The 25,816-nt window shown below is 59.1% G+C and carries 26 protein-coding genes and 1 pseudogene; 12 read left to right on the top strand and 15 right to left on the bottom strand.

All coding sequences use genetic code 11. From position 1 onward, the window contains the following. Nucleotides 1-23: 23 nt before the first annotated feature. The 4 genes from R1T45_RS13280 to R1T45_RS13265 form a co-directional block, all read right to left on the bottom strand. Nucleotides 24-830 (bottom strand): polysaccharide pyruvyl transferase family protein, encoded by an 807-nt coding sequence (locus tag R1T45_RS13280; protein WP_317389292.1) that lies wholly within the window; start codon nt 828-830, stop codon nt 24-26. Next, entirely contained in the window at nt 830-2,353 is a 1,524-nt protein-coding gene (gene sufB / locus R1T45_RS13275) for a Fe-S cluster assembly protein SufB (RefSeq protein WP_120352208.1), read from the bottom strand. The genes R1T45_RS13280 and sufB overlap by 1 nt, the downstream gene beginning before the upstream one ends. 36 nt (nt 2,354-2,389) lie before the next feature. Continuing rightward, on the bottom strand, nt 2,390-3,490 hold the full coding sequence (locus R1T45_RS13270; protein ID WP_317389291.1) for a cysteine desulfurase family protein: 1,101 nt from the start codon (nt 3,488-3,490) through the stop codon (nt 2,390-2,392). Nucleotides 3,491-3,603: 113 nt separating this feature from the next. Continuing rightward, nucleotides 3,604-4,065, bottom strand: coding sequence for an Rrf2 family transcriptional regulator (locus R1T45_RS13265; protein WP_067942247.1), 462 nt, complete (start codon nt 4,063-4,065; stop codon nt 3,604-3,606). 172 nt (nt 4,066-4,237) lie between these two features. Here R1T45_RS13265 and R1T45_RS13260 point away from each other — a divergent pair, with 172 nt between their 5' ends. From R1T45_RS13260 to R1T45_RS13245, 4 genes are all read left to right on the top strand, one after another. Next, nucleotides 4,238-4,891, top strand: a complete 654-nt coding sequence (locus R1T45_RS13260; RefSeq protein WP_067626833.1) for an alpha/beta hydrolase — start codon at nt 4,238-4,240, stop codon at nt 4,889-4,891. Further along, on the top strand, nt 4,891-5,127 hold the full coding sequence (locus tag R1T45_RS13255) for a hypothetical protein (RefSeq protein WP_120351137.1): 237 nt from the start codon (nt 4,891-4,893) through the stop codon (nt 5,125-5,127). Before R1T45_RS13260 ends, R1T45_RS13255 begins: the two co-directional genes overlap by 1 nt. Then, nucleotides 5,124-5,708 (top strand): HD domain-containing protein, encoded by a 585-nt coding sequence (locus R1T45_RS13250; protein ID WP_132443346.1) that lies wholly within the window; start codon nt 5,124-5,126, stop codon nt 5,706-5,708. Before R1T45_RS13255 ends, R1T45_RS13250 begins: the two co-directional genes overlap by 4 nt. Before the next feature lie 96 nt (nt 5,709-5,804). After that, entirely contained in the window at nt 5,805-7,019 is a 1,215-nt protein-coding gene (locus R1T45_RS13245; RefSeq protein WP_067942253.1) for an NADP-dependent isocitrate dehydrogenase, read from the top strand. 291 nt (nt 7,020-7,310) lie between these two features. Here the strand turns inward: R1T45_RS13245 and R1T45_RS13240 are convergent, their stop codons facing one another. Further along, nucleotides 7,311-7,517 carry a DUF6356 family protein gene (locus R1T45_RS13240; RefSeq protein WP_317389290.1) on the bottom strand — a complete coding sequence of 69 codons (207 nt, stop codon included), beginning with the start codon at nt 7,515-7,517 and terminating at the stop codon, nt 7,311-7,313. A gap of 115 nt (nt 7,518-7,632) precedes the next feature. Between R1T45_RS13240 and R1T45_RS13235 the strand changes: the two genes are divergently transcribed. From R1T45_RS13235 to typA, 3 genes are all read left to right on the top strand, one after another. Next, nucleotides 7,633-8,091, top strand: a complete 459-nt coding sequence (locus R1T45_RS13235) for an Lrp/AsnC family transcriptional regulator (RefSeq protein WP_132443344.1) — start codon at nt 7,633-7,635, stop codon at nt 8,089-8,091. Nucleotides 8,092-8,106: 15 nt separating this feature from the next. After that, nucleotides 8,107-8,436, top strand: a complete 330-nt coding sequence (locus tag R1T45_RS13230) for a DMT family transporter (RefSeq protein ID WP_067626829.1) — start codon at nt 8,107-8,109, stop codon at nt 8,434-8,436. 146 nt (nt 8,437-8,582) lie between these two features. Further along, the gene (gene typA, locus R1T45_RS13225) at nt 8,583-10,400 is read left to right on the top strand and encodes a translational GTPase TypA (protein WP_067931183.1); all 1,818 of its coding nucleotides are present in this window, start codon (nt 8,583-8,585) and stop codon (nt 10,398-10,400) included. A 228-nt stretch (nt 10,401-10,628) separates the two neighbouring features. On the opposite strand, the pseudogene R1T45_RS13220 reads toward typA, so the two are convergent. The 4 genes and pseudogenes from R1T45_RS13220 to recA form a co-directional block, all read right to left on the bottom strand. Continuing rightward, a pseudogene (locus tag R1T45_RS13220) lies at nt 10,629-11,138 on the bottom strand (phosphatase PAP2 family protein); the annotation flags it as partial. A gap of 154 nt (nt 11,139-11,292) precedes the next feature. Then, a complete protein-coding gene (locus tag R1T45_RS13215) occupies nt 11,293-11,580 on the bottom strand; it encodes a DUF1330 domain-containing protein (RefSeq protein WP_132443342.1) in 288 nt (95 codons plus the stop codon). Nucleotides 11,581-11,585: 5 nt separating this feature from the next. Further along, nucleotides 11,586-14,243 carry an alanine--tRNA ligase gene (gene alaS / locus R1T45_RS13210; RefSeq protein ID WP_317389289.1) on the bottom strand — a complete coding sequence of 886 codons (2,658 nt, stop codon included), beginning with the start codon at nt 14,241-14,243 and terminating at the stop codon, nt 11,586-11,588. Between the two features lie 138 nt (nt 14,244-14,381). Next, nucleotides 14,382-15,452, bottom strand: a complete 1,071-nt coding sequence (recA, locus tag R1T45_RS13205) for a recombinase RecA (RefSeq protein WP_067627237.1) — start codon at nt 15,450-15,452, stop codon at nt 14,382-14,384. Nucleotides 15,453-15,655: 203 nt separating this feature from the next. On the opposite strand from recA, the gene R1T45_RS13200 reads away from it, so the two are divergent. Next, nucleotides 15,656-16,249: a gamma-glutamyl kinase gene (locus tag R1T45_RS13200; RefSeq protein ID WP_120351144.1), complete on the top strand. Its 594-nt coding sequence runs from the start codon at nt 15,656-15,658 to the stop codon at nt 16,247-16,249. Between the two features lie 13 nt (nt 16,250-16,262). On the opposite strand, the gene R1T45_RS13195 is transcribed toward R1T45_RS13200, so the two are convergent. The 4 genes from R1T45_RS13195 to R1T45_RS21015 all read right to left on the bottom strand — a co-directional run bounded on the left by R1T45_RS13195 (nt 16,263) and on the right by R1T45_RS21015 (nt 21,575). Beyond that, nucleotides 16,263-18,497 carry an ATP-binding protein gene (locus R1T45_RS13195; RefSeq protein WP_411041398.1) on the bottom strand — a complete coding sequence of 745 codons (2,235 nt, stop codon included), beginning with the start codon at nt 18,495-18,497 and terminating at the stop codon, nt 16,263-16,265. A gap of 175 nt (nt 18,498-18,672) precedes the next feature. Further along, nucleotides 18,673-19,833 carry an RsmB/NOP family class I SAM-dependent RNA methyltransferase gene (locus R1T45_RS13190; protein WP_120351146.1) on the bottom strand — a complete coding sequence of 387 codons (1,161 nt, stop codon included), beginning with the start codon at nt 19,831-19,833 and terminating at the stop codon, nt 18,673-18,675. Nucleotides 19,834-20,195: 362 nt separating this feature from the next. Next, complete coding sequence (locus R1T45_RS13185) at nt 20,196-21,119, bottom strand: hypothetical protein (protein ID WP_317389288.1); 924 nt, start codon at nt 21,117-21,119, stop codon at nt 20,196-20,198. A 204-nt stretch (nt 21,120-21,323) separates the two neighbouring features. Beyond that, on the bottom strand, nt 21,324-21,575 hold the full coding sequence (locus tag R1T45_RS21015; RefSeq protein ID WP_348429878.1) for a helix-turn-helix domain-containing protein: 252 nt from the start codon (nt 21,573-21,575) through the stop codon (nt 21,324-21,326). Nucleotides 21,576-21,697: 122 nt separating this feature from the next. Between R1T45_RS21015 and R1T45_RS13180 the strand changes: the two genes are divergently transcribed. Continuing rightward, a complete protein-coding gene (locus tag R1T45_RS13180) occupies nt 21,698-22,168 on the top strand; it encodes a hypothetical protein (RefSeq protein ID WP_317389287.1) in 471 nt (156 codons plus the stop codon). Here the strand turns inward: R1T45_RS13180 and R1T45_RS13175 are convergent. After that, nucleotides 22,146-22,610, bottom strand: a complete 465-nt coding sequence (locus R1T45_RS13175) for a VIT1/CCC1 transporter family protein (RefSeq protein WP_317391091.1) — start codon at nt 22,608-22,610, stop codon at nt 22,146-22,148. The genes R1T45_RS13180 and R1T45_RS13175 overlap by 23 nt on opposite strands. Before the next feature lie 196 nt (nt 22,611-22,806). Between R1T45_RS13175 and R1T45_RS13170 the strand changes: the two genes are divergently transcribed. After that, nucleotides 22,807-23,061 carry a hypothetical protein gene (locus tag R1T45_RS13170; protein WP_317389286.1) on the top strand — a complete coding sequence of 85 codons (255 nt, stop codon included), beginning with the start codon at nt 22,807-22,809 and terminating at the stop codon, nt 23,059-23,061. Between the two features lie 213 nt (nt 23,062-23,274). Continuing rightward, nucleotides 23,275-24,318 (top strand): IS5 family transposase, encoded by a 1,044-nt coding sequence (locus R1T45_RS13165; protein ID WP_317389285.1) that lies wholly within the window; start codon nt 23,275-23,277, stop codon nt 24,316-24,318. Between the two features lie 500 nt (nt 24,319-24,818). Here R1T45_RS13165 and R1T45_RS13160 read toward each other — a convergent pair whose 3' ends face one another. Beyond that, on the bottom strand, nt 24,819-24,965 hold the full coding sequence (locus tag R1T45_RS13160; protein WP_317389284.1) for a hypothetical protein: 147 nt from the start codon (nt 24,963-24,965) through the stop codon (nt 24,819-24,821). Between the two features lie 248 nt (nt 24,966-25,213). Here R1T45_RS13160 and R1T45_RS13155 point away from each other — a divergent pair, with 248 nt between their 5' ends. After that, the gene (locus tag R1T45_RS13155) at nt 25,214-25,756 is read left to right on the top strand and encodes a DUF305 domain-containing protein (protein ID WP_317391090.1); all 543 of its coding nucleotides are present in this window, start codon (nt 25,214-25,216) and stop codon (nt 25,754-25,756) included. The last annotated feature ends 60 nt before the right edge of the window (nt 25,757-25,816 follow it).

Below are 25,816 nucleotides of genomic sequence, written 5' to 3'. Positions count from 1 at the left end.
GGCTTGCCCCTGCGTGTTAAAGTTCATGCCGCCCCCTGACGGGCGCAGAGCGCGGCGGGAAAACTATCTTTCAGCGCGGCGCGACAGGCTTCGATGCCGTCTTGGTAGCTAAGCGGCGCGTCGGGTTTGCGGGCCGCCGGAATATCGGCCAAGGCGATCGGCACGCGCATGTCACGGCCCACCGAGGCGGCGTAGTCGTGGAACTTGAGGCGTCCCTGCCCGTCGGGTGCGACCCAAGTGTTCGCCACGCCGTAGGCATCCGCCGTGATCAGCCCGTGGAGGGATGAGGCAAAGACATGGGCACAGGCGGCGATGGCGGCGCAGACATGCTCTACCGGGTCTCGCGGATCGATCAGCACATAGGCGCTGTCGGAGGCCACGAGGTCCAGCAGTTCGGGGGCATCGGCGAGCGTATGATGCGGCACGATGCCGATCTTGTCGCCGCGCGGTGCATCGCTTGGCAGAACCTCGTTCACCAGAAGCCCGGGATCACCGAAAGCGTCAGTCTCCACCCCCAAAAGCGCCGCGGTCACCGGACCGCGCAGCAATGCGATCTCGATGTTTTTCAAGAACGCACGGCCCCCTGCGGGACGCAGCAGACCGCTGCCCCATATCACCGGCTTGGCCCCGTCGCGCGGCGTGTCGAAATTGCGCCGCACGATTTGCAAAAGCGAGCCAAGACCAAAGACATCCGCCTCGTCCACCGACGCATGGGCCACCCGCCGCCCTGAGACATGGCTCAGGATCAGCGGGCTCAGCGCATCGCCGAAATTCGGCTGCGCCTTCCACCAATGCAGGCGGAGGGGGGTATGCGCCGCAGCAAGGCTCATCAGCCGACGGAGCCTTCAAGCGAAATAGCCACCAGCGCTTGCGCTTCCATGGCGAACTCCATCGGCAGGGCTTGCAGCACGTCCTTGCAGAAACCGTTCACAACCAGCGCCACGGCCTCTTCCTCGTCCATCCCGCGCGAGCGGCAGTAGAACATTTGATCGTCGTCCACCTTGGAGGTGGTCGCCTCATGCTCGACCCGGCTGCTGTTATTCTTGACCTCGATGTAAGGCACAGTATGCGCCCCACATTCCGAGCCGATCAGCAGGCTGTCACACTGCGTATAGTTGCGCGATTCCTTGGCCTTGGGGTGCATCGAGACGAGGCCCCGGTAGGTGTTCTGCGCCTTGCCCGCCGATATGCCCTTGGACACGATGCGCGACTTGGTGCGCTTGCCGAGATGGATCATCTTGGTGCCGGTGTCGGCCTGCTGCATGTTGTTGGCGATGGCGATGGAGTAAAACTCGCCTTGGCTGTCATCACCGCGCAGGATGCAAGAGGGGTATTTCCACGTCACGGCAGAGCCGGTCTCGACCTGTGTCCACATCACCTTGGCGCGGTCGCCGCGGCAGTCGGCGCGTTTGGTCACGAAGTTGTAGATGCCGCCCTTGCCGTCCTCGTCACCGGGGTACCAGTTTTGAACGGTGGAATATTTCACCTCAGCATCTTCTTCGATGATGATCTCAACGACGGCGGCGTGCAACTGCGACTCGTCACGCTGTGGCGCGGTGCAGCCTTCGAGGTAGGACACGTAAGAGCCCTTGTCGGCGATGATCAGCGTCCGCTCGAACTGGCCGGTGTTTTCGGCGTTGATGCGGAAGTAGGTCGACAGCTCCATCGGGCAGCGCACGCCTGGCGGCACGTAGACAAAGGAACCATCAGAGAAGACAGCGGAGTTCAGCGTCGCGTAGAAGTTGTCCGATACGGGCACAACCGAGCCGAGGTACTTCTTCACCAGTTCGGGATGCTCGCGGATCGCTTCGGAGATCGAACAGAAGATCACGCCAGCCTTTTTCAGTTCCTCTTGGAAGGTCGTCCCGACCGAAACGGAGTCAAAAACCGCGTCGACAGCCACTTTGCGGCCCTCGGCAGGGGCGTCTTCGGCCCCTTCGACACCGGCAAGGATCATCTGCTCTTTCAGCGGGATGCCCAGTTTCTTGTAGGTGTCCAGCAGCTTGGGGTCCACGTCATCAAGCGACTTGGGCTTTTCGGCCATGCTTTTCGGACGGGCGTAGTAATACTGGTCCTGAAAGTCGATCTCGGGGTAATCGACCATCGCCCAGTCGGGCTCTTTCTTGGTCAACCAGCGATCATAAGCCGCGAGGCGCCATTCAAGCATCCATTCCGGCTCTTCGTTCTTTTCCGAAATCAGCCGCACGATGTCCGGCGTGAGCCCCTTGGGGGCGTATTCCATCTCAATGTCCGTGGACCAGCCGTATTTGTATTTGCCGCCGACTTCGCGCACGGCATCCACGGTTTCCTGGTCGACGCCTTCCTTGACGCCATCATTCTCTTTCAGGGTCATATTTTCCAAGGTTTCAGTTCCTTTCCGTGGCGGCGCTCAGGCGGCCCGCGTTTCGTGCTTTTTCAGTTTGGCGGTCCAGCTTGTGGCGAACCGCAGGATATCTTCCCGGGTGGTGTTCAGGCCCAGCGACACCCGGATCGCGCTGGCGGCCTGTGTTTCATCAAAGCCCATGGCGCGCAACACGGCACTCGCGCGGACCTTGCCGCTGGAACAGGCCGATCCCGCCGAAATGGCAAAACCAGCGAGGTCCATCTGCATCACCTGGGTCTCGCCCTTCCAGCCGGGCGTAATGATGCATGAAGTGTTGGGCAGGCGCGCGGCGCCTTTCCCTACAAAAATAGTCAGACTTGTGGCATCCGCAAGGGTCGCTTCCAACAAATCACGCTGTTCGGCCACCTCTTCCCACCGCCCCGCAGAGACATCTGCCGCCGCCGCTTCTGCCGCTGCGCCAAAACCTGCGATGGCGGGGATATTTTCGGTCCCTGAGCGGCGGCCCATCTCTTGCCCGCCGCCCCGCAAAAGCGCATGTTCAGCCAGATCAATGCCGCGTTTGACGATCAACGCGCCGATGCCCTTGGGCCCACCCAGCTTATGCGCCGAGGTGAGGATGAAATCCGCCCCCGACGTGGCCATTTTGAACCGCGTTTTGCCAAGGGACTGCACCGCATCGACCAACACATAGGGGCTGCTCTCCATCGCCCAGCACTGCTGCGCCAAGGGCATGGTTTGTTGCAGCACGCCGGTTTCGCTGTTGGCAGCCTGAAGAGCGACCAGATCAGCGCCCGCCGCAGCGGTCAGATCACCATCCCAAACACCATGCGCGTCGACACCCAAACGATCCGCCTGCCCCCATGAGAGCACCGCGTCATGCTCCACGGCGGATGTCACCATCCGCGCGCCCATCGCCGCCGCAAGCGCCGCCGCCTCTGTTGCACCGGAGGTAAAGATCACATCGACCGGATCGCACCCCACAAGCCCCGCCACCTGCACCCGCGCGCGTTCAACCACAGCCTTGGCCGCACGCCCCTCGGCATGGACCGAGGACGGGTTGCCGGGCAGATCCATCGCCGCGATCATCGCCGCGCGCGCCTCCGCCCGCAGCGGCGTGGTCGCGTTATGGTCGAGGTAGACCCGCATCCTTCATCCTTTTCCAAATACCGCGGGGGTCCGGGGGCAGCGCCCCCGAAATCCCACATCGCCACCCGCACAGGCCACAGCGGCCAAAGCGCGTTTGCTGCCCAAAACCACCCTCACGTTTCATCCACCACGGCAAAGAGGGTCGGCACCGCCGGACAGGGGGCCAGTTCGTTATCCACCACATCCGACAGGCGGGTCTGGTGCAAGAAGACATAGACATGCGCGCTCAGGCCCTGCCAAAGCCGGTTGGTCAGCGATTGCGCTCGGCTGCCCGAAAGCCCGCCCGAGGCACCTGCCCCCTTGTGCATCGCATCCACCGTCTCATCCACCGCGGCAAGCACATCGACCACGCGAATATCCGTAGCCGGACGCGCCAAACGGTAGCCCCCGCCCGGCCCCCGGACAGAGGTTACCAGCTCGGCCCGCCGCAGTTTGACGAACAACTGTTCGAGATAGGGCAACGACACCGACTGTCGCTCGGCAATGTCACCCAGTGACACCAACGTCCCCGCAGGCTGCAGGGCAATATCGGCCAAAGCGACCATCGCGTAGCGCCCTTTGGTGGATAGCTTCATCGTCTTACCCTCACTCGCCGTGCCATTTGATTGACGTGGGCGGCTTAAATGCCTAAGTCCAAAGACTGATCCACGCGACACTGCGCGGAACCAGATTAGAACCGTTCTAAGGTGGCCTAGCGAATTCGTCAACTATTCGCGGCGATCTTTGAACCCCCAGACAGGGACACCCATGCCCGAGGTTATTTTTCCCGGACCCGAAGGCCGCCTTGAAGGCCGCTACCACCCCCAAAAAGAACGTGACGCCCCGATTGCCATCGTGCTGCATCCGCATCCACAGTTCGGCGGCACGATGAATCACAAGGTCGTCTATAACCTGCACTATGCGTTCTACAACATGGGTTTCACCGTGTTGCGCTTTAACTTCCGCGGCGTGGGCCGCAGTCAGGGTGAATACGACCAAGGCATCGGCGAATTGTCCGACGCGGCCTCGGCGCTTGATTACCTGCAATCGATGAACAACAACTCCAAACATTGCTGGGTTGCGGGTTTCTCGTTTGGTGCGTGGATCGGCATGCAACTGCTGATGCGCCGGCCAGAGATCACCGGCTTTATCTCGGTCTCGCCGCCCGCGAATATGTATGACTTTTCGTTTCTCGCGCCCTGCCCGGCCTCTGGTCTGGTCATCAACGGCACCGCCGACCGCGTGGCACCGCCTGCTGACACGACCAATCTGGTCAACAAGCTGCATGAGCAAAAAGGCATCACGATCACCCATCAGGAGATCGAAGGCGCCGGGCACTTCTTTGAAGAGCCGCATATGGACACGCTGATCACCTCGACCAGCGACTATGTGAAACGCCGCCTGACGGAATCCACCCGCTAATGGCGGACGCGGTCGTCCTCCAACTGGCCAACAAGCTTGCCGAGGAATGTCTCGCCGTGCAGGCCGAGACCGGTGAGGAGCGGCTGTTTATCGAAGTTGGCGAGGTGCTTGGCGCCTCGTCACAAACGCTCGAAGAGGCCTTTTTGACGGCGATCCGAACGCGGATGGCCAATGACAAGGCCCGCGGTTTTCTTGCCCGCAAACTGCGCGATCATCGCGGCAAGGCCGGCGCATGACCGAGCGGCTCGACCAGCAGATCGCCTTTCTCAATGAGGCCGACAAGCTCAAGACAATCCTGCGCGGCACCACGCTGTGCGATGCAAGCCGGGCGGAAAACTCGGCCGAACATTCATGGCATTTGACGCTCTACGCGCTGGTTCTGGCCGATCAGGCCGGTCCAGAGGTGAACATCAACCGCGTCATCAAGATGCTGATCCTGCACGATCTTGTTGAGATCGACGCGGGCGACAATCCGATCTTCGGCGACTATGACGCCGCTGAAATGGAAGCGCAGGAACAAATCGCCGCCGACCGCATCTTTGGCCTGCTGCCCGCCGATCTGCGGGTCGCATTGCGCAGCATCTGGGAAGAGTTCGAAGCCGCCGAGAGCCCTTCGGCCCGCTTTGCCAAATCGCTCGACCGGTTCCAGCCCCCGATGCAAAACCTCGCCTCGGGCGGGGGCAGCTGGACCGATTACAACGTCTCGGAAGCGCAGATCGAAGAGAAGGTTGGCCGCAAGATCGCCATCGGCGCCCCTGCGCTTTGGTCCTACGCCCGGGCCCGTATCAGCAGCTTTTTCGCCGGGGTCGGCGCCTGACCGCGAGCTTCGGCATACCATGGTATACGATCTTTCTCTTTGGCCCCCGATAGGCTAAAGCACGGATAAATACATTCTCAACCAAAGGAATTCGTCATGTCGAAGATTAAGGTAGAAAACCCCATCGTCGAACTCGACGGCGATGAGATGACCCGGATCATCTGGGATTTCATTAAGAAAAAGCTGATTACCCCCTATCTTGACGTTGACCTGAAGTATTACGACCTTGGCATGGAAGTGCGGGACGAGACCGATGACCAGATCACCGTCGACGCGGCCCATGCGATCCGCGAGCATGGCGTCGGCGTGAAATGCGCCACCATCACCCCCGATGAGGCGCGGGTCGAAGAGTTTGGCCTCAAGCGCATGTATCGCAGCCCCAACGGCACCATCCGCAACATTCTGGGCGGCGTCATCTTTCGCGAGCCGATCATCTGCCGCAACGTGCCGCGCCTTGTGCCGGGTTGGACCCAGCCGATCGTCGTGGGCCGTCATGCCTTTGGCGACCAGTACCGCGCCACCGATTTCCGTTTTCCCGGCAAGGGCAAGCTGACGATCAAGTTCGTCGGTGACGATGGGGAGACGATCGAGAAGGAAGTCTTCGACGCGCCGTCCGCCGGTGTCACCATGGCGATGTACAACCTCGACGATTCAATTCGTGACTTTGCGCGCGCTTCTTTCAACTACGGTCTGAACCGCGGCTGGCCGGTGTATCTGTCGACCAAAAACACAATCCTCAAAGCCTATGACGGACGCTTCAAGGACCTGTTCCAAGAGATTTTCGACGAAGAGTTCGCCGAGGACTTCAAGAAAAAGAACATCTGGTACGAACACCGCCTGATCGACGACATGGTCGCCTCGGCGATGAAATGGTCGGGCGGCTATGTCTGGGCCTGCAAGAACTACGACGGCGACGTGCAATCCGACACCGTGGCGCAGGGCTTTGGCTCGCTCGGGCTGATGACCTCTCAGTTGATGACCCCGGATGGCAAAATCGTGGAGGCCGAAGCCGCGCATGGCACCGTGACGCGCCACTACCGTCAGCACCAAAAGGGCGAAGAGACTTCGACCAACTCCATCGCCTCGATCTATGCTTGGACGGGCGGATTGAAGCACCGCGGCAAGCTGGACGATAACACGGCGCTGATCAATTTCGCCGAGACACTTGAGAAGGTTGTCGTGGACACGGTGGAATCGGGCTTCATGACCAAGGACCTTGCCCTGTTGGTGGGGCCGGATCAGGGCTGGCTGACGACCATGGGCTTCTTGGAGAAGGTGGACGAGAACCTGAACAAGGCGTTGGCTGGCTGAACTGGCCGGATTTGCGCTAAATGCGACGGGCCGCAGCGATGCGGCCCTTTTCTATTTTTGCGATCGCGCTTGCCACCCGGCCCGGAACCAAGCCGCATGCGCCGCGCCATCGCCTGCCCGCCCGTCACGCCGGAGGCGTGCCGCTATATATGGGCGCACATATGGTGCGACCGGGTAGGCGATTTGGCAAGGCTGGGTGCGACCACGCGGAAGCACATCACCGCTGAGCAATAAAGTGGCACGAGGCACCATCTGATCGCCGACCCACGGGCAGGCGTTGGCCCTCAGCCCCTACTGCCCCCGGTTGTGCGTCCGGGCATAAAGCTTGGCGATAATCCCGCTCGCTGTCTTCTCGAACAGGCAGGGGATCAGCGCATGCACCAGCGCCGCACCCGCCGCCGTGAACAGCAGGCCCGAGAACTTAAGCGCGAAGGCCATATGCTCGAAAAACGTCTCCTCCACCTTTGCGGGATGGTCGAGAAAGATACGTGCGATCATGGGAAACTCCTGTCTTTACCTTTGCAGCACCTTAACCCAACCCCTTTGTGACGTTTTCTCAAATCCCACCCCGCAACCCCTTGCCGCTGAGAGGATTTCCCACCAAACTCCCAAAATGACGACACTTGATGACATTGACCGCCGCATATTGGTCGAACTGCAACGCGACGCCAGCCAATCGCTCGAAGCGCTTGGGTCCGCTGTCCACCTTTCGCGCAACGCCTGCTGGCGCCGCATCCGCACGCTTGAGAAGGCAGGCGTGATCAAAAACCGCGTCACGCTCTTGGACGCCGCGAAACTTGACCTCGGCCTCAGCGTCTTCATTCAGGTGCGCACCAACGCCCATGCGCCCGATTGGTTGGACAAGTTCTCCAAGGCCACGCAGGCCATGCCCGAAATTCTTGGCGTCTACCGGATGACCGGTGATCTGGACTATTTGATCCGGGCGCGGGTTCGGGATATGGCGGGGTATGATCGCCTTTATCAGGACCTGATCCGCCGGGTGCCGCTGTCGGATGTTTCGGCCAGTTTCGTGATGGAGGAGATCAAAGAAACCACCGAACTCCCCCTTTGAAGAAGGCGCGCCCCCATGCATTATCTGTGGCTCATCATCGCCGTGGTGGCGGAAACCCTTGGCACGACCGCGGTGCAGGCCTCGCATCAATTCACCCGGCTCTGGCCCTCGGTGGCGGTGGTGGTTTTCTACATGATCTCTTTCTACTGCATGTCGCTGGCGCTAAAGGTCATGCCGGTCGGAATCGTCTATGCCTTTTGGGCGGGCCTCGGGATCGTGCTGATCGCGCTGATCGGCTTCGTGCTTTTCGGCCAACGGCTGGACCTGCCCGCAGTCCTTGGCCTTTTGCTGATCATCAGCGGCATTCTGGTCATCCATCTCTTCTCGAACAGCGCCACCCATTAAGGCCGCAGCGGCGGCACAGGTTCGCGCAGTAACAGGCACAGCGCGCCATTAGGGCTAGCAATTGCAGTCGGGGCGCGGTATGGGCGGCGCAATTATACGCGCAGCTTCAGGTTGGCGCGTCCCTCCCCTATCCAAAGGCTGACTTAATGGACCTGCGCAACATCGCAATCATCGCTCACGTCGACCACGGCAAAACGACGCTGGTAGACGAGCTTCTGAAACAATCCGGCACCTACCGCGAAAACCAGGCGACCACCGAACGCGCCATGGACAGCAACGATCTGGAGCGCGAGCGCGGCATCACCATTTTCGCCAAGCCGACCTCGGTCGTGTGGAACAACACCCGCATCAACATCGTCGACACCCCCGGCCACGCCGACTTTGGCGGCGAAGTTGAGCGCATCCTGTCGATGGTTGACGGTGTGGTCCTGCTGGTCGACGCCGCCGAAGGCCCGATGCCACAGACCAAATTCGTGACCTCCAAAGCGCTGAAACTGGGCCTGCGCCCGATCGTTGTGCTGAACAAAGTCGACAAGCCCGATGCCGAGCCTGACCGCGCGCTCGACGAATGCTTTGACCTTTTCGCCAGCTTGGATGCCACCGACGAGCAGCTTGAATTCCCGCATATGTATGCCTCGGGCCGTTCCGGCTGGGCGGATGCCGAACTCGACGGGCCGCGCAAAGACCTGAACGCGCTCTTTGATCTAATCCTTGAGCACGTCCCTGCCCCCAAGCAGATCGAGAACGCCGACAAACCCTTCACCATGCTGGCCACCACGCTTGGCGGTGACCCCTTCCTGGGCCGATTGCTGACCGGCCGTGTGGAAACCGGCACGTTGAAAGCTGGCCAGACACTCAAAGCCATGTCGCGTGATGGCACCCTGATCGAGAACTTCCGCTGCACCAAAATCCTCGCCTTCCGCGGGCTGGAGCAGACCGCCATCGACGTGGCCGAAGCCGGTGACATCGTCTCCATCGCGGGCATGACCAAGGCGACCGTGGCCGACACGCTGGCCGATGCCTCCGTGAACGAGGCGATCCCCGCCCAGCCGATCGACCCGCCGACCATCACAGTGACCTTTGGCATCAACGACAGCCCACTGGCGGGCCGTGACGGCAAAAAAGTGCAGTCGCGCGTGATCCGTGAGCGCCTGATGAAGGAAGCCGAATCCAACGTCGCGATCAAAATCTCCGACACACCGGGCGGCGACGCTTTCGAAGTGGCTGGTCGTGGCGAATTGCAGATGGGCGTTCTGATCGAAAACATGCGCCGTGAAGGGTTCGAGCTTTCGATCTCTCGCCCGCAGGTTCTCTTTCAAGAGATCGACGGTGTCCGCCATGAGCCCATCGAAGAAGCCACCATCGACGTGGATGACGAATACTCCGGCGCGGTCATCGAAAAGATCACCGGCACCCGCAAGGGTGAACTGGTCGAGATGAAACCAGCCGGTGCGGGCAAGACCCGCATCATCGCCCATGTCCCCTCGCGCGGGCTGATCGGCTACCACGGCGAATTCCTGACCGACACGCGCGGCACGGGCGTCATCAACCGCGTCTTCCACTCTTGGGCACCGCACAAAGGCACGATTCCGGGCCGTCGCGCGGGCGTTCTGATCTCCATGGAAAACGGCTCCTCGGTCGCTTTCGCCCTGTGGAACCTCGAAGAGCGTGGCAAGATGATGATCGGCGCACAGGCTGACGTTTACACCGGCATGATCATCGGTGAGCACAGCCGCGAAAACGATCTTGAAGTGAACCCGCTGAAGGGCAAAAAGCTAACCAACGTGCGCGCCTCGGGCACCGACGAAGCGGTACGTTTGACCACGCCGATGACGCTGAGCCTTGAAGAAGCCATCGCCTATATCGACGACGATGAGCTTGTTGAAGTGACACCGAACGCGGTCCGCCTGCGCAAGCGTTACCTCGACCCGCATGAGCGCAAGCGCATGGCGAAAGCCAGCTAAGCCACGACTTTTACAAAATAAAAACGGCAGCGCATCCCAGGATGCGCTGCCGTTTTCACATCTGACGCCGGAAAAGCCGCAGGCCTTACCGATCGCTTTCCTCTCTGTCGATATGCCCGCGTTTCGCAAGACTGAGCGCGGCCAAAAGGCAAAGGATGGCCCAAGCTCCCCCCCAAGCCAGCCAGCCGCCACATCCGTTGGCCAATGCACCCCCATATAGACACGGCTGATCCCAACGAGCAGCGTGAGCAAGACGGCAACCGCCAGCGTATAGACCTTGAGTGCCCGGCGCGTCTGCGCTCGCGCCACCATCGCCCCTAGCGTGAGGTAAGCGACAGCCGCCATCATCGAATGCCCCGAAGGAAAGCTCGCCGTGTGGACCAATGACCCATGCGGCACAAGGTCGGGGCGCGGCCGGTCAAAGAACTCCTTGGCGATACTGCTCAAGACGATCCCCCCGCCAACAGTCGCAAAGATGTAGAGCGCGGTAGACCACCGCCGTTGCAACAAGAAAAAGAGCGAGACCACAACGGTCGTCAGCACCAACACTGCAACACCGCCCAAGGCTGTCAGGTCACGCCCGATCTCTTCCACCCACCACGGGCCGATGGGATCCGACAGATCGCCCGGCGTGCGCAGGAACAATAGGATGTCACGGTCAAGATTGCTGGTGCTGCCTGCCACGACCTCTTCGGTGAGTTCGGCCAAGGTCCAGACGGCGATGACCGAAAGGCCCATCAGGGCCAAAGTGGTCACCTCCACGTGGCTGCGGCACCATTGGGCGAAAGCGGATAGTCGGTTGAGGTTCATATGGGTCAACCGCCGTTCGGGGCGAAGGTTCCCCCATCAAAGCAAGACGCCCCACCTGCTATTCAGGCGGGGCGCTTTCCAATCATTCCTCGGTTTCGACGATCATCAATTCGCGTTCGGACGCACCGCGCGCATGGCTCAACGCAGCCTGATAAGCTTCAGAATGGTAACATTTTTCCGCTGTTTCAACATCGGGGAAACGCGCCACGACATTGCGCGGCCGTTCCTTGCCCTCAAGCTGAACGAAACGCCCGCCCCGCGCGATGAACTTGCCGCCATGGGCCGCAATGGCCTCAGTAGCGCCGGCGGCGTATTTCTTATATGCCTCTTCGTCGGTGACGGTGACATGTGCAATCCAGAGTGCGCCCATGGGCCTTATCCTTTCAAGATGTTTTCAGCCGCGGCAATCGCCGCTTCTGCATTCTCTGCCGAGGCACCACCGCCCTGAGCCAGGTCAGGCCGACCACCGCCGCCCTTACCGCCCAATTCGGCCACCGCCGCTTTGACCATGTCGACTGCCGAAACGCGATCTGTCAAATCCTGTGTCACGCCGCCCGCGACCGCGGCCTTGCCCCCGGTATCGGCGATCAGCAGCACCGCGCCAGAGCCCAGCTTGGCCTTATGTTCATCCACCAGACCGGGCAGGTCTTTGCCTGTGATACCGCTGAGGACTTGGCCAATGAATTTGACGCCATTCACCTCACGCGCTTCGGGTGCGGCCGCACCGCCGCCCGACATCGCCAATTCGCGCCGCAGCTGCGCCACTTCGTTGGACAGGCTCCGGCGTTCGTCAAGCAGGGCGCGCACCCGTTCGGGCACGTCGCTGGTCGCTGTTTTCAACTCTGCCGCAACCCGGCTCAGCGCCGCTTCTTGCTCCCGCAGCCAAGCCAGAGCTTCGGTCCCGGTCAGCGCCTCGATCCGGCGCACCCCCGCGCTGCTGGCACTGTCCCCCAGCAGAACAAAAGCGCCAATATCCCCAGTCTGACGCACATGGGTACCGCCGCAAAGCTCAAGCGAATAGGTCGATTTGTCGCTTCCCTTGCCGGAACCTTCCAATTGACCCATCGAGACGACACGCACCTCATCACCATATTTCTCACCAAAAAGCGCCTGCGCCCCCATGGCCCGCGCGTCATCCGGCGTCATGATCCGCGTCTCCACCGGCGTGTTCTGGCGGATATAGTCATTCACCTCGCGCTCGACTTGGGTCAATTCCTCCTGCGACAGCCCCTTGGCATGCGAGAAATCAAACCGCAGACGGTCATGCGCGTTAAGCGAACCACGCTGCGACACATGATCCCCAAGCGCGTTGCGCAGCGCCTCATGCAGCAAGTGCGTGGCCGAATGGTTGGCCCGGATGGCACTGCGCCGCAAACGATCGACCTCAAGAACAGCCGTTTGACCCGGTTTCACCTCGCCTTCGACCACATGGCCGAAATGCACAAAGACACCTGCAGATTTGCGTGTGTCGGTCACATTCACGATACCGGTTTGCGTGCGGATCACCCCGGTGTCGCCGACCTGCCCGCCGCTTTCCGCATAAAACGGCGTCTGGTTCAGCGCGACCTGCACATCACTGCCCACAGCGGCAGCATCCACCTGATCACTGCCTTGCACCAAGGCCACGATCTGCCCCTCGGCGCTTTCGGTGTCATAGCCTAAAAACTCGGTCACGCCGCTTTTGTCGGCCACGTCGAACCAGACGGTGGCATCCGCAAACTCACCCGACCCAGCCCAAGCCGCACGGGCTTTCGCTTTCTGCGCCGCCATTGCGGTGTCGAACCCGTCGGTATCCACCGCGCGCCCTTTTTCGCGCAGCGCATCCTGCGTTAGATCAAGCGGGAAACCGTAGGTATCATAAAGCTTAAACGCCGCCTCCCCCGGCAGTGTGGCCCCCTCAGGCAGTCCACTCAATTCATCATCCAGCAGCTTCAAACCGCGATCAAGCGTCTGGCGGAAACGGGTTTCCTCCAGCAACAACGTCTCACGGATGAGCGATTGTGCCTGACCCAATTCAGGGTAAGCCGCGCCCATCTGCTGCACCAATGATGGTACCAGTTGATGCATTAAAGGGTCCTTAACGCCGAGCAAATGCGCGTGGCGCATCGCGCGTCGCATAATCCGACGTAGCACATAGCCCCGGCCCTCGTTCGAAGGCATCACCCCATCCGCAATCAGGAAAGAGGTCGACCGCAAATGGTCGGCAATCACCCGGTGATGGGTCTTTCCTGGCCCATCGGGATCGGTCGAAGACGCATGTGCGCTGGCCTCAATCAGGTTGCGCATCAAGTCCGTGGCATAGTTGTCATTCGTGCCTTGCAACAGCGCCGCCACCCGCTCGATCCCCATGCCGGTATCGATCGACTGGTTGGGCAGCGGCTGGCGCGTCCCATCTTCGAACTGCTCGTATTGCATGAAAACGAGGTTCCAGATCTCAACGAAACGGTCCCCGTCTTCTTCGGGCGATCCCGGAGGGCCGCCCCAGATGTGGTCCCCGTGATCGTAGAAAATCTCGGTGCAGGGTCCGCAGGGGCCTGTTGGACCAGCGGACCAGAAGTTATCATCCGTCGCGATGCGAATGATGCGTTCATCCGGCAGGCCAGTGTGCGCCTTCCAAATTTTAACCGCTTCTTCATCCGTATGGTACACCGTGACCAAAAGCCGGTTCGGGTCGATGCCGAACTCTTTGGTCAATAGGTCCCAAGCAAAGGGGATCGCCTCGGCCTTAAAGTAGTCGCCAAAGCTGAAGTTGCCCAGCATCTCGAAAAACGTGTGGTGCCGCGCGGTATAGCCCACGTTGTCGAGGTCATTGTGCTTGCCGCCCGCCCGCACACATTTCTGCGCCGACGTAGCGCGGCTGTATTCGCGTGTTTCCACCCCGGTAAAAAGGTTCTTAAACTGCACCATACCGGCAGCGGTGAACATCAGTGTCGGGTCGTTGCGCGGCACCAGCGGGCTGGAGGGCACGATCTGATGCCCCTGCGCATCGAAATAATTCAGAAAAGTTGAGCGAATTTCATTCAGCGTCTTCATGGGCGAGGCCTTCCGGGGCAGATTTGATCGATCCCAAATACCCCTCAGCCTCGGCGCTGTCCACCGTTCCTGCCCATGAAAAAGGGGCGCAGCCCAAGGCCACGCCCCCGTTGCAGTGTCTTAATACCCAAAGCGTGTTTACGCTTCGAGGATATCCGCGTCATCGCCGCCGGACCCTTCGAAGTCCAATCCATGGGCTGCGCGGATCTTATCCTCAATCTCCGACGCCATGGCCGTGTTTTGCTTTAGGAAGGTTTTCGCGTTCTCGCGCCCTTGCCCGATCCGCTCATCCCCATAGCTGAACCATGAGCCCGATTTATCGACCACGCCAGCTTTTACGCCAAGATCAAGCAACTCGCCCATCTTGGAGATGCCTTCGCCATACATGATGTCGAACTCGACCTGCTTGAACGGCGGCGCGACTTTGTTTTTGACGATCTTGACCTTTGTCGCGTTGCCGACAACCTCATCACGGTCTTTCAGCGCGCCGATGCGGCGGATGTCGAGCCGGACAGAGGAGTAGAATTTCAGCGCGTTACCGCCCGTTGTCGTCTCGGGTGACCCGAACATGACGCCGATCTTCATCCGAATTTGGTTAATGAAAATGACCATACAGTTCGACCGGCTGATCGAGCCCGTCAGCTTACGCATGGCTTGGGACATCAAACGGGCCTGAACACCGACGCTGCTGTCGCCCATCTCACCTTCAAGCTCGGACTTCGGCGTCAGAGCCGCGACTGAGTCGACGATAACCATGTTGACCGCGCCCGAGCGCACAAGAGTGTCGGTGATTTCTAAGGCTTGTTCGCCCGTGTCGGGCTGCGAAATAAGCAACTCGTCAATGTCCACGCCAAGCTTTTTCGCATACTGCGGATCAAGCGCGTGTTCCGCATCAACAAAGGCGCAGACGCCGCCAGCTTTCTGCTGCTCCGCGACGCAGTGCAGGGTCAAAGTTGTCTTACCCGAGGATTCCGGGCCATAAATTTCAATGATACGCCCCATCGGCAGACCGCCAATGCCAAGCGCGATATCAAGGCCCAGCGAGCCTGTGGAGCTGGCTTTGATGTCCTGGATCGCCCCTTCGGCGCCCAGCTTCATGATCGACCCTTTGCCGAACTGACGTTCGATCTGGGCCAGCGCGCTGTCGAGCGCCTTTTGCTTTTCTGCGGTTTTCTTGCTGTCCATTGTCAAAAGATCTGCCGTTGCCATTAGGTTCATCCCTTAGTGTCACAGTGGCGCACCGGCGGCAATCGCCTGCACGCTATGTCGCTTGTGTTCTTCTAATGTTCCATATGAGGGTAAATGAAGAACATTTCAATGATTTTGTTTGTCCTTTAAGTTTTCTCGGGAATGGTAAAGAAATGGTTTACCCGACATAGATGGGACCATGTGCAGCTTGGGATAAGACGCGAGTGATTGTTTTTTTCAAAGAACGGCTGGCCTTTCTGTCAGTGCCCAAAACCGGAACCACCGCCTATGAAAAGGCGCTCGCGCCCCGCGCGGACATGGTGATCTCCGATCCCCCTATGCTGAAACACGCGCCCGTCTATCGGTATAATCGGTTTGTTCGACCGATGTTCCTTAAAGTCTGCGATGCCGAGCTTGAACTTATGGCCGTCATGCGCGAGCCGATTTCTTGGCTTGGCAGTTGGTACCGCTATCGGCGGCGCCCTTTCATGGAGGGTAGGCCCAACAACACCTTTGGGGTTACTTTTGACGAATTTGTGCTCGCCTATATGAAAGGCGACAAGCCGGGTTTTGCCGATGTTGGAAGCCAGTTGAAGTTTATGGAGACCCAACCGAACGGCACCGGCATCACCCACCACTTCCGCTATGAAGATCAGGCCCGGCTGCGTAGTTTTTTGGAAGAGCGGCTCGACGTGACTCTGTCCTTGGGGCAAGAAAATGTATCGCCCAAGATGGAATTGGCGCTTTCCCCAAACGTCGAAAAACGCTTTCGCCGGAAATTCGCGGCGGAACTTGAGCTTTACGAGTCGATCCCTTAGCCCTGCCCTCAGCTTAGTGTAACTGGTTATGTACCGTATTGGTCAGATCGGTCAGGGAGAAGGGTTTGGGCAAAAAAACCGAGTTGGGAATTTTCGACTGTTCCTGCCCGAAATTGTCCTCTGCATAGCCAGAAACGAAAACGACCCGCACGTCCGGTCGTTGTTTCAAAGCTTGGCGCACCCAGCTTGGCCCGTCCATGCCGGGCATGACGACATCCGTTACAAAGACGTCGATATCCAGTTCTTGATCTTCGAGCATCTTCAGTGCGGCTTCGGCGGATTCCGCTTCAAGCACCGTGTAGCCGCGCAGGCGTAGGGCACGGCTGGCAAATGCCCGAACCGGCGCTTCATCTTCGACCAGCAGGATTACCCCATCGGAACGCTGCAGTGGGCCCTGATCGGGCTGCGAGGCGGTCTTTCGAGAAACCGTATGCGGCTGCCCCTCAAGCACGGGAAAGTACAGAGTAAAACAGGTTCCACGCCCCAACTCACTGTCGATAAAGATAAATCCGCCCGTCTGTTTGACGATCCCATAGGCGGTGGAGAGGCCAAGGCCGGTCCCCTCGCCTGTGCGTTTGGTAGTGAAAAACGGCTCGAACACTTTTTGCAGCTTATCTTTCGGGATGCCGGTGCCATCGTCGTGGACCTGCACTGTGACATAGCGCCCGGCGGGAACGCTGACCCGGTCCCGCTCGAGTGGTTGGTCGAGTGTTGTCACCTCCGTCAGGATGCGAATTTCACCCCCGGCGGGCATCGCATCGCGGGCATTGACAACGAGGTTCATTAACACCTGCTCCAACTGGCGTTTATCCGCACGGATCGGCGCAAGGACCGGGTCATGGCTTAAGGTTAGCGTTACCTTCTCGCCCACCAGACGGTTCAGCAAATGGGTAAGGTCGGCCAAGGTATCGCGCATGTCTAGCGTTTCGGGCCGGAGGGTTTGTTTGCGGGAGAAGGCGAGGAGCTGCCCCACCAGCGCCGCTGCCCGATTGGCGTTCTGATTAATCTGGACCAGATCGCTGAAATCCGGATCGCCTTGGTCATGGCGCAGCAAGAGGAGGTCGCAATGGCCGGAAATTGCGGTCAGAAGGTTGTTGAAATCATGCGCCACACCGCCGGCTAGCTGACCAATGGCTTGCATTTTTTGGCTCTGCACGAATTGCGCCTCTAGCGATTTCAGTTCGGTCGCGTCTTGTAGCACCGCGATCAGGGCGGCCTCTCCGCCTTCGGATATCCGGTTCAGCGAGACCTGTACGAAAATCTCCTGATCCGTGCGGGTCAGCCTGAGAAATTCGGATTTCTGCACCAATCGCCCTGCGAGACTGTCATTCAACCAGTCTGAGATAGAACGACCCAGCCCCTCCATTAGCTGTGAAAGATGCGCGCCGCGTCGCAGGGAGACGCCGAGCAGTTTGGCCGCCATTCGGTTGAACGCCAATACGGTCCCATCTGGCCCCAGCTTGATCATCGGCACGGGGAGGTCTTGAAAAGTTTCCCATCCCAATTCACTGGCTGAGACACCCCCATCGGGCGGGGGCAAAAGGTAAAGTGCACGGCGGTTGGCACCGGCGTCGACTTCGGCCACCAATACCTGACGGTTGCCTTGCGCGGTGGATATTTCCGTCACGGTTCCCGAGGTCAATGGCAGGGCGTTGAACAGTCGGTCCATGGACTTCACCCGGTCCCCGACGAACATTCGAGCCGCCTCGTTCATGAAAAGGATCGTCCCGCCCCGACCGACCATGACCATCGGCAAGGCCATGCTATTTTGGGTGGCACGGGGTCCCGCGCGGGCTGGTGCCGGTTCGATCCGCCAAAGCAAGCGGTCAGCCGACACATGGTGTACGGATATGCGCACCGGGCCGACGCGGGTGATCACTTCTTCCCGTGCGTTGCCGCTTGCCGTGGCACGGGACTGCAGTCGGTAGAGAAGACCCACGGGGTTGGAGAAATGCGTTCGCAGGGCCTGCGCGAGAGTTTCTCCGCTGCCGTCGCCAAACTGCTTTTGAGCCGCTTCATTGCGGTAAATAACTTGCCGGTCGATCGACGCGATGAAGCTGGGCGTGCCGTCTTTTGCGATGAAATCGGCGACCCCGTCGGTGCTGGCTTGGTTCAACGTCCGCGCCCGCAGGCGGAGGGCCATGTAACCGATTGAAATCAAGCCGAGCGTGACCGCCGCTGCGGTAAGGCCAAGCTTCAACGACGCCTCGGCGCTGCGCTGCGCGAGCGCACCGGTGGCCACGGCCATCGCCCCAAGCAGCCATAGCCGCGTGAGCCCGGCCTGCCCGCCAACCCCTGAATCCCCGACGCCCTGCTGCACGCAATTCCCCTAACAACCGAATCATAGGACTATTACGTGCGAGAGAAGTTAAGCAGGCTTTAACCCTAGAGCACTTGCACGCATTGGTTGATTATGGGGAAAACTACTCGCGCGTCAACTGTGCTGAGAAAAAGCCGTCGCCCTCGGCAGTCACGTCATAACGGTCCATCCGGGCGATTTTCCAGCCCGGGTGACGGGCCAAAAATGCCTCAACCCGCGCCTCATTTTCCTCTCGGAAAAGCGAGCATGTGGCATAGGCCAAAACGCCGTTAGGTTGCGTAAGTGCCACTGCGGTATCGAGAATTTGGTCTTGAATGGCAGTCAGTTCAGCCAGCCGGTCGGGGGTCAGGGTCCACTTCCCCTCTGCCGCGCGGCGCCATGCGCCAGACCCCGAACAGGGCGCGTCGCAGAGAACGAGGTCATAGGGCGCGCCAGCTTCGGCTTTTTCGGTATCGGCCAGGGAAATCTCAACACCCGCGCGCGCGGCGCGGGGGGAAAGGTCGCTCATCCGACGCGGGTCGATGTCATGGGCCGTGATCTCGCGCGTGGCGTCCATGGCCAGAGCCAAGGCCTTGCCACCGCCCCCGGCGCAGTAGTCCAGTACCCGCCCCCCCAGCGGCAGGGCGGCCACGACTGCTTGGCTCGCCGCGTCCTGCAATTCCACGTAGCCATCTGCAAAGGCGGAGGAATTTCGGATCCGGCGTTGCCCCTCAATTACGGTTAGCGCGGCATCGGCAAGCGGGTTGGCTCGGGTTTGAACGCCCTCCTCCGCCAGCAATTCCTGCGCGGCAGGCACCGCGATCCGCGCCGTGTTGACCCGCAGACAGATCGGCCCGCGTTCCTGAAGCGCCATGGCTGCGGCATCCGCCTTTTCCCCGAGCGCCGCGTCGAACAAGGGCAGCAGCCAATCGGGCAGGTTCAACCTTGTGGCGCGGTCTTCGGGCGCTTGTGGGAAAGCACGTTCCGCGTCGCTCAACGGCGTGGGCGCGTGCCCCTCGCCCGTGAACAGCGCCTCAAGATCAGCCCCTTGCCCGTGCAGCACACCGATCATCAGGGCACGGCCCGTATCCCCGCCGCCGTAATGGGCCGCCGTCCGTTTCTGGCGCAGCACGTCAAAGACATGATCCCGCACGGCGGCCCGGTCTTTGGAGCCTGCAAAACGGCTTTGCCGCGCCCAACGGGTCAGCGCCTGTTCGGCGGCCAGCCCCCCGGCAATCGCATCCAAAACTTCTATCGCAGCCGATACGCGCGCGCCCGGGGTCATGGCATCTTCCTTAGGTAAAGAACGGCTTTTAAGCCGTTGCTTTTATGGGTTAACCGATACGGTAGTTCGGGCTTTCGCGGGTGATCTGCACGTCATGCACATGGCTTTACCCCATTTATTAACAATGACTTGCAGCCCGTTCACATCTGCTTTGCATCTATTTTTCAAGCAAATCGCGCGCCTTGGCCCATTCCTCGTCAACCTTGGGATCAGCCAATCGGAGGTCAAGATCACAATGCATCTGTATCTGAGGCCACCATTCTTCTTCAAGAGCTTTCCGGATCGGGTCGAGATGTGCGAGCTTTGCTTGGAGGTAAATTTAAGTGGTCTTGCTGCCGTCATTGTTCCGCATCTGCCGCCGTTCACGTGTATCCAGTGCGGCGACGTGACCAGCCAGCATCGACAGGCTCTTTGAAGAGCACACGCATTTCAAGCCAGTCGATCAATGTATGACGGATCGAATACCAGTTCACATTTACTGCCCCCTTTTCGCCGAGGGCACGCTTTGCAATCCGATGGATGATCTGGGTGCCATTCTTACCTTTCAAACCTTCCGAGCGATAGTGGATTAGCTGCTGATCCGGCCCCGCGGTTCTGACAGCTTCAGCGGTAGCCCACCGCATCGGGCCAGTCACTGGTATGACCGGTCGATACTTAGTGGTCTGCTTCCAACCAGCAGGCAGGGTATCAATTGCTTTGAGCTCCCACAGAACCTGATCCAGCCACATCGGCGTGAACACGCCGCTCCGGACAGCGCTACCGAGTTCAAGAAGCATCATATGCGTGTGGTGAGGGCACTGACACGCGTCGATCAGCTTGCCGATTTCCTCAAATGTGACGTGTCGACCTTTGGGATCGCGCTCGATCTGCGCGGTTCGTCCTGCGACACTAATTGTCAGCACCGGGTTAGGGCCCGAAATAATCCGCGCTTCAAGTAGAAAATTCAGTGTCGCACGGGCTATGTTGACGATGTCCTCAATGGTATTCGGATGTAGAGGTTTACTCCGCTTGCCACGTTTTTCATCTCTGTCGTCACCGGTCCAGCCCAGTGTCTTTTTGTCTCCCAACATACGGTCGCGCATTTTCCGGATCGCATCGGGAAGCTCGCTGGCTGAAACCTTCGCCAGGGACGACTTTAAGTAAAGCTTGTAAATCTCATCCAGACGTTTTGCGCGACCGTCAGACAAATTTGGCTTCTTCTCCCGGCAATAGAAGTGCCAAAGCTCTTCGAATGTCGGGTCGTGCGGCCGTTCGATCAGGTCATCCGGAGAGACAAGTGCGGCCATGCGACGCCACGCTTCGGCTTCAGCACGAGCACGGTCTCTGCCGAAACTCTCAGACTCTTGCTTTCCGGTGTTCTTATTAGTCCACCTGAGATGATAAGTATTTCGGTTCTGTGCGACGGTAAATTGGCCGATCCGTTCAAGTGTTTTCTTGATTGCATCTACCCCCGTGGCTTTCTCGCACGTTTATAGATGCAACCGGGATCGTCAACCGAGAATTACAGCTCTCAAGGCAGCTTTGTCAGTCTTTGCTTTATAGGTCGTGCTGCGCTTCGGTGCCGGCTTGCTATCGAGCTTCATTGCCGGAACCTCCTGCTCTTTCATCCAGTTCAGGAGTGAGGCAGACATGTACCGAACAGGCTTTCCTGGAATGTGCGGTATAAGTTCTGATCGGCGCACCTCTCGGAGCTTCGTCAGGCCAATTCGCAGAAATTTAGCTGCTTCAGGTTCGGTTAGAATTTCCGGTCAAGATACTGAAAAGGCGTTTATTTCTGGTTCGTATGACACTTCAAGGCTCCTCATTTTTGAGGAGATGCGTCTCTCTTTGCGGGTGCGGCCGGCTACCTTGAAGGCCGGTCGTAATGTCTGGCCAGAGATCGGGAGATCCGAAAATGTTTAACTCACCAGAACCCAAGACAATCGATGAAATGGCCGTCGAAGCTGTGCGTCTGGGCCGGGAAGTCGCTGATGCGGCCCGCTTCGTGCATCTTGGCGGAAATGTTAAGGATGTTGCTTTTGTTGCGCGCGCCCTCTCCAACCTCCGAGAACGCCAACCGTTACGCGATGCAGATGAAGGTAGCCTGGAGGCTGTCCGCGAGATAATAGCTACGGACCTTGCTCGCGAAGTCACGGACCATGAAAACCGCTTCTTTGCGACCGATTGCGACGAATGTGGCCCCATAGGGGAAACGCGGAAAGTACCGGTCTACACCGATCGTGGCAATAATCTCCTCGAACTTCAGAGCCTGTTCGAGCAGTTTACAAAAGTGCGAGCTGCCGTATTTGACCACTTGGCAGCGCACCGACTTCTCATTGAGAAAATGGACGCCTAATAAGTCCAAAATGCCCAGCGTCATAAGTCGTTGGGCATTTTTCTACCGGGTTTAAGCATCCTGCCCAAGCGTTGCTCTTATGAGCGAATAATGACAAAGGCGTGGGTAGGTGCGAACGAAACGGCCATAGGCGCAGGAGATGCCGTCTACGCATGGAACAAGGTTCCGACAAGAAATGCAATGGCGGCGGCCACCTCCCCCCAATCACCAGGGTCTCGCCAGCAGATCGCCACAAAGGGCTGAGAGACCTGACGCTTTTCAGCCCGCCGATCGCAAAAAAGTTCACCAAGGTCAGCGCGGCCGAGACAGAATATGCGTTATCCAGTCCGAGAATGAACGGGAATAACGGCATGTTTCCGGCCGCCAGAAAGCGCAGAAAGGTGGCGGCGGCGGATTTCACAGGGTGTGGCTCGACACCGCTCAGCCTGTATTCCCCCTCCATCATCATGGCAATCCAGCTTTCGCGATCCTTCGTGATCGCGTCGATTGCCTGGTTCAGAACACCCCCCCTCCAGGCCCTTATTGGTCAAGGTTTCTCGGACCTCAAGACGTTCGCCTTCGGGATGGTCTTGTAGGTGGAGTTTCTCGATTTTGCGGATGCGACGCATGTTGCCGAGTTCGGTTTTGGTGCCTGAATTTTGGCCGCTGCAATTGAAAGCCCATCGGCCAGAACGTTCGCTATTCTCAACGCGATGCTGGAAGGCGAGAGCCCGGCTCCCATCGTGCTCACCCACAACGTATGGGCAGTTGACTGGCGCGTGGTGATTACGCTGCTGGGCTGGATAATGCTTTCGGCGGGCACCGCGCGAATTTCGTTGCCGGATTTGATACAGAAAATTGGTGAAACCATGCTCCGCCACTGGGGGCTGATCATGGTCCCCGCGTGCTCATAATGGCGCTGGGCGGCTGTCTGATCTTAGTCGGCTTTCTGGCCGATTTGCCACATGAGTAATATCAGAAAAAAGTGTCACTGTGTGCAAGCAAGGGAAATCTACGACGACATCCCGGCCCCGAAGCGGCGTTTCCTTATGGGCACCTCTAAAAATTGCGCTGACCTTGGCGCTGCTTTATGATTGAGGCGACGGATCGGCACAGGGGATGCAGCCATGGCGCAGATGGGTTTTTTCGATCTTTCCGACCGCTATGCGAGCTTGGATGTCAAGAGGGACCCGCTGGTCGCGATCGACGCCGTGGTGCCATGGGAGGAATTCCGGCCAACGCTTGAGGGGGTTTGGCGCAAACCGGATTCAGAGCGTAAATCGCGCGCGGGGCGCAAGCCGATCGACGCGATCGTGATGTTCAAGGCGCTGGTTCTGAGCGCGCTCTACAACCTGTCGGACGATCAGATTGAATATCAGGTGCGCGACCGGCTGTCGTTCATGAGGTTCCTGGGCCTCGGACTGGAGGACCGTGTGCCGGACGCCAAGACGGTCTGGCTCTACCGCGAGGCGCTGGCTCAGGCGGGCATGGTGGAGGCGCTGTTCAAGCAATTCGACGGCCATCTGGCGCGGCAGGGCTACATCGCGCGGGGCGGACAGATCCTGGATGCGTCCATCGTGCCGGTGCCGAAGAACCGCAACACCCGCGAGGAAAACAAGACCATCAAGAGCGGCGAGGTGCCCGAGGACTGGGAAAACAAGCCCGCGATGCGCTCACAGAAAGACTTGGACGCGCGCTGGACGAAAAAGCACGGCAAGAGCCATTACGGTTACAAGAACCATGTGAATGTGGACCGCAAGCACAAGCTGGTGCGGCGCTATGACGTCACTGACGCAGCCGTGCATGACTGTCAGGCGGTGGATCACCTGCTGATGCGGGGCAACACCGGCGCGGGCGTCTGGGCGGATTCTGCCTATAGGTCCGAGGAGATGGAGGCGAAGCTGCGAGCGCGCAAGCTGACCAGCCACATTCACCGCAAGGGCAAGCGGGGCAAGCCGCTGACCGAACAGGCCAAGGGCAGCAACCGAACCAAATCCACGGTGCGGGTCCGGGTCGAACATGTCTTCGGCGCGCAGACCAACGACATGGGCGGCACGCTGGTGCGCACGATCGGCATGGTGCGGGCCAAGGCGAAGATCGGAATGAAAAATCTTGCCTATAACATGCGCCGCCTCGTCCAGTTGCGCCGCATCAACCCGTGCCCGGCATGAAGACCGGGCAAACCAGCGACCAGATCAGGCCGCAAGGCCGTAAAAGCCAGGCGTGAAAGGCGCCGCGCCGTGACCGTCCCGGGGCGCCAGGCACCAACCGACTGCCTACCTCCCGCTTCTAGCCACACGCACTGCTGTGCGGCTACGAAAATGGTTAAAAATCGAGGTGCCCTTATTAAAACACCTCCGATTGCCCGGGTCTGGGGTCGATGGTGGTTTCACCAAGCAGCCGCTTTCGGCCCTTACCTGCCCTTTGCTTCACGGCTGAGCGCTGCAGTGCAGCTTCACCAAACCAGCCATTCATGCATGGCGCAGCATATTCGAAGACTGAAGGTCTGATGAGCGGAGCCTGCCGCCTTTCATGGCATCCGATTAAATGTCTTTTTAGGGCAATTTAGGGCGAGCAATAGGTAGCTGCACCTTCCACCAAAGGCAGCCGCCGATAGCCTCGATGAATAGGGCTTTCGGAAAGGGCTGTAGGCGACATCAAGTCGAGAGGCTTAGTCGCCCTCCTTGAGCACTTTCTTGGGATTCTTTGAATCGAACTCTTCGGGCCTGTGTGCGGCTCCCTCGTGGTCGTCTTGTGCATTATGCCGCTTGCGGTGCGGCGGGCGCTTTTCTTTGGCGTAGTCTGGTTCGTTTGGCATCGGGTGCTCCGTTCTCTAATGGCGGGCTGAGCCCACGGCTAATTGGAATCAAAGGCGTCTTTTACCCAAAGCTCAAACTGTCTGATAAATGTTCCAGCCAAGCTCAGTGCGCCGTGCTTAGCTTTCAGCTTTGGTTAAGAAGCACATGCTTCAGCGAACAGCTGACGTGGAAAGGTAGGCCTTTTCCCGTGGCGCAACTTATCCGACCGGAACCATAGCGGCTATTCCGTGTTTCCAGTACTAACCAAATATCCCGCGTTTCCAATACTAACCAAAGGAGAACGATGATGACTTCACAGCGCCAAGCGACCGCAAATTTGGTTCACAATGGAGAATATTCCGATCTACGGTTCGTCAATATGATGTCCGCCCATCATGCGATGGCGGTATCAATGGCCGAGGTTGCGGTGGAAAAAGGCGAGCACAACGAACTCGTCCAGTTCGCAAAGACCATGATCGAAGATCAGAAGAAAGAAATCGAAACGCTTGATGGCATAATCGAAGACCTTGATGGCCCTGATGAAGTCGCGACGGAAACCCATCCCCATGAGCGCAGCATGCTCGGGATGGACAGCCCAGAAGAACTCGCAAAAAAGGCACCCTTCGACAAAGCATTCATCGATTCACAACTGCCGCACCATGCCTCTGCAATTGAAATGGCGGCGGTCGCTCTGAAACAGAGTTCCAACAGCGACATCAAGAAGCTTTCGAGGAGCATTATCGATGCTCAGGCCCAAGAGATCGGCAAAATGATCGACTGGCGCCACAGCTGGTACGGTGAAAAGGGCTGAATTTTGCCAGCAAGATAGCCTTCCTGTGATCTGGTCTACTGTATGATGTCACAGCCACTT

The sequence above is a fragment of the Sulfitobacter sp. LC.270.F.C4 genome, assembly GCF_032922545.1.
Classification (GTDB): Bacteria; Pseudomonadota; Alphaproteobacteria; order Rhodobacterales; family Rhodobacteraceae; genus Sulfitobacter; species Sulfitobacter profundi.
Note: the sequence above shows the minus strand (reverse complement) of the source record. Positions and strands in the feature narration are given on the sequence as shown.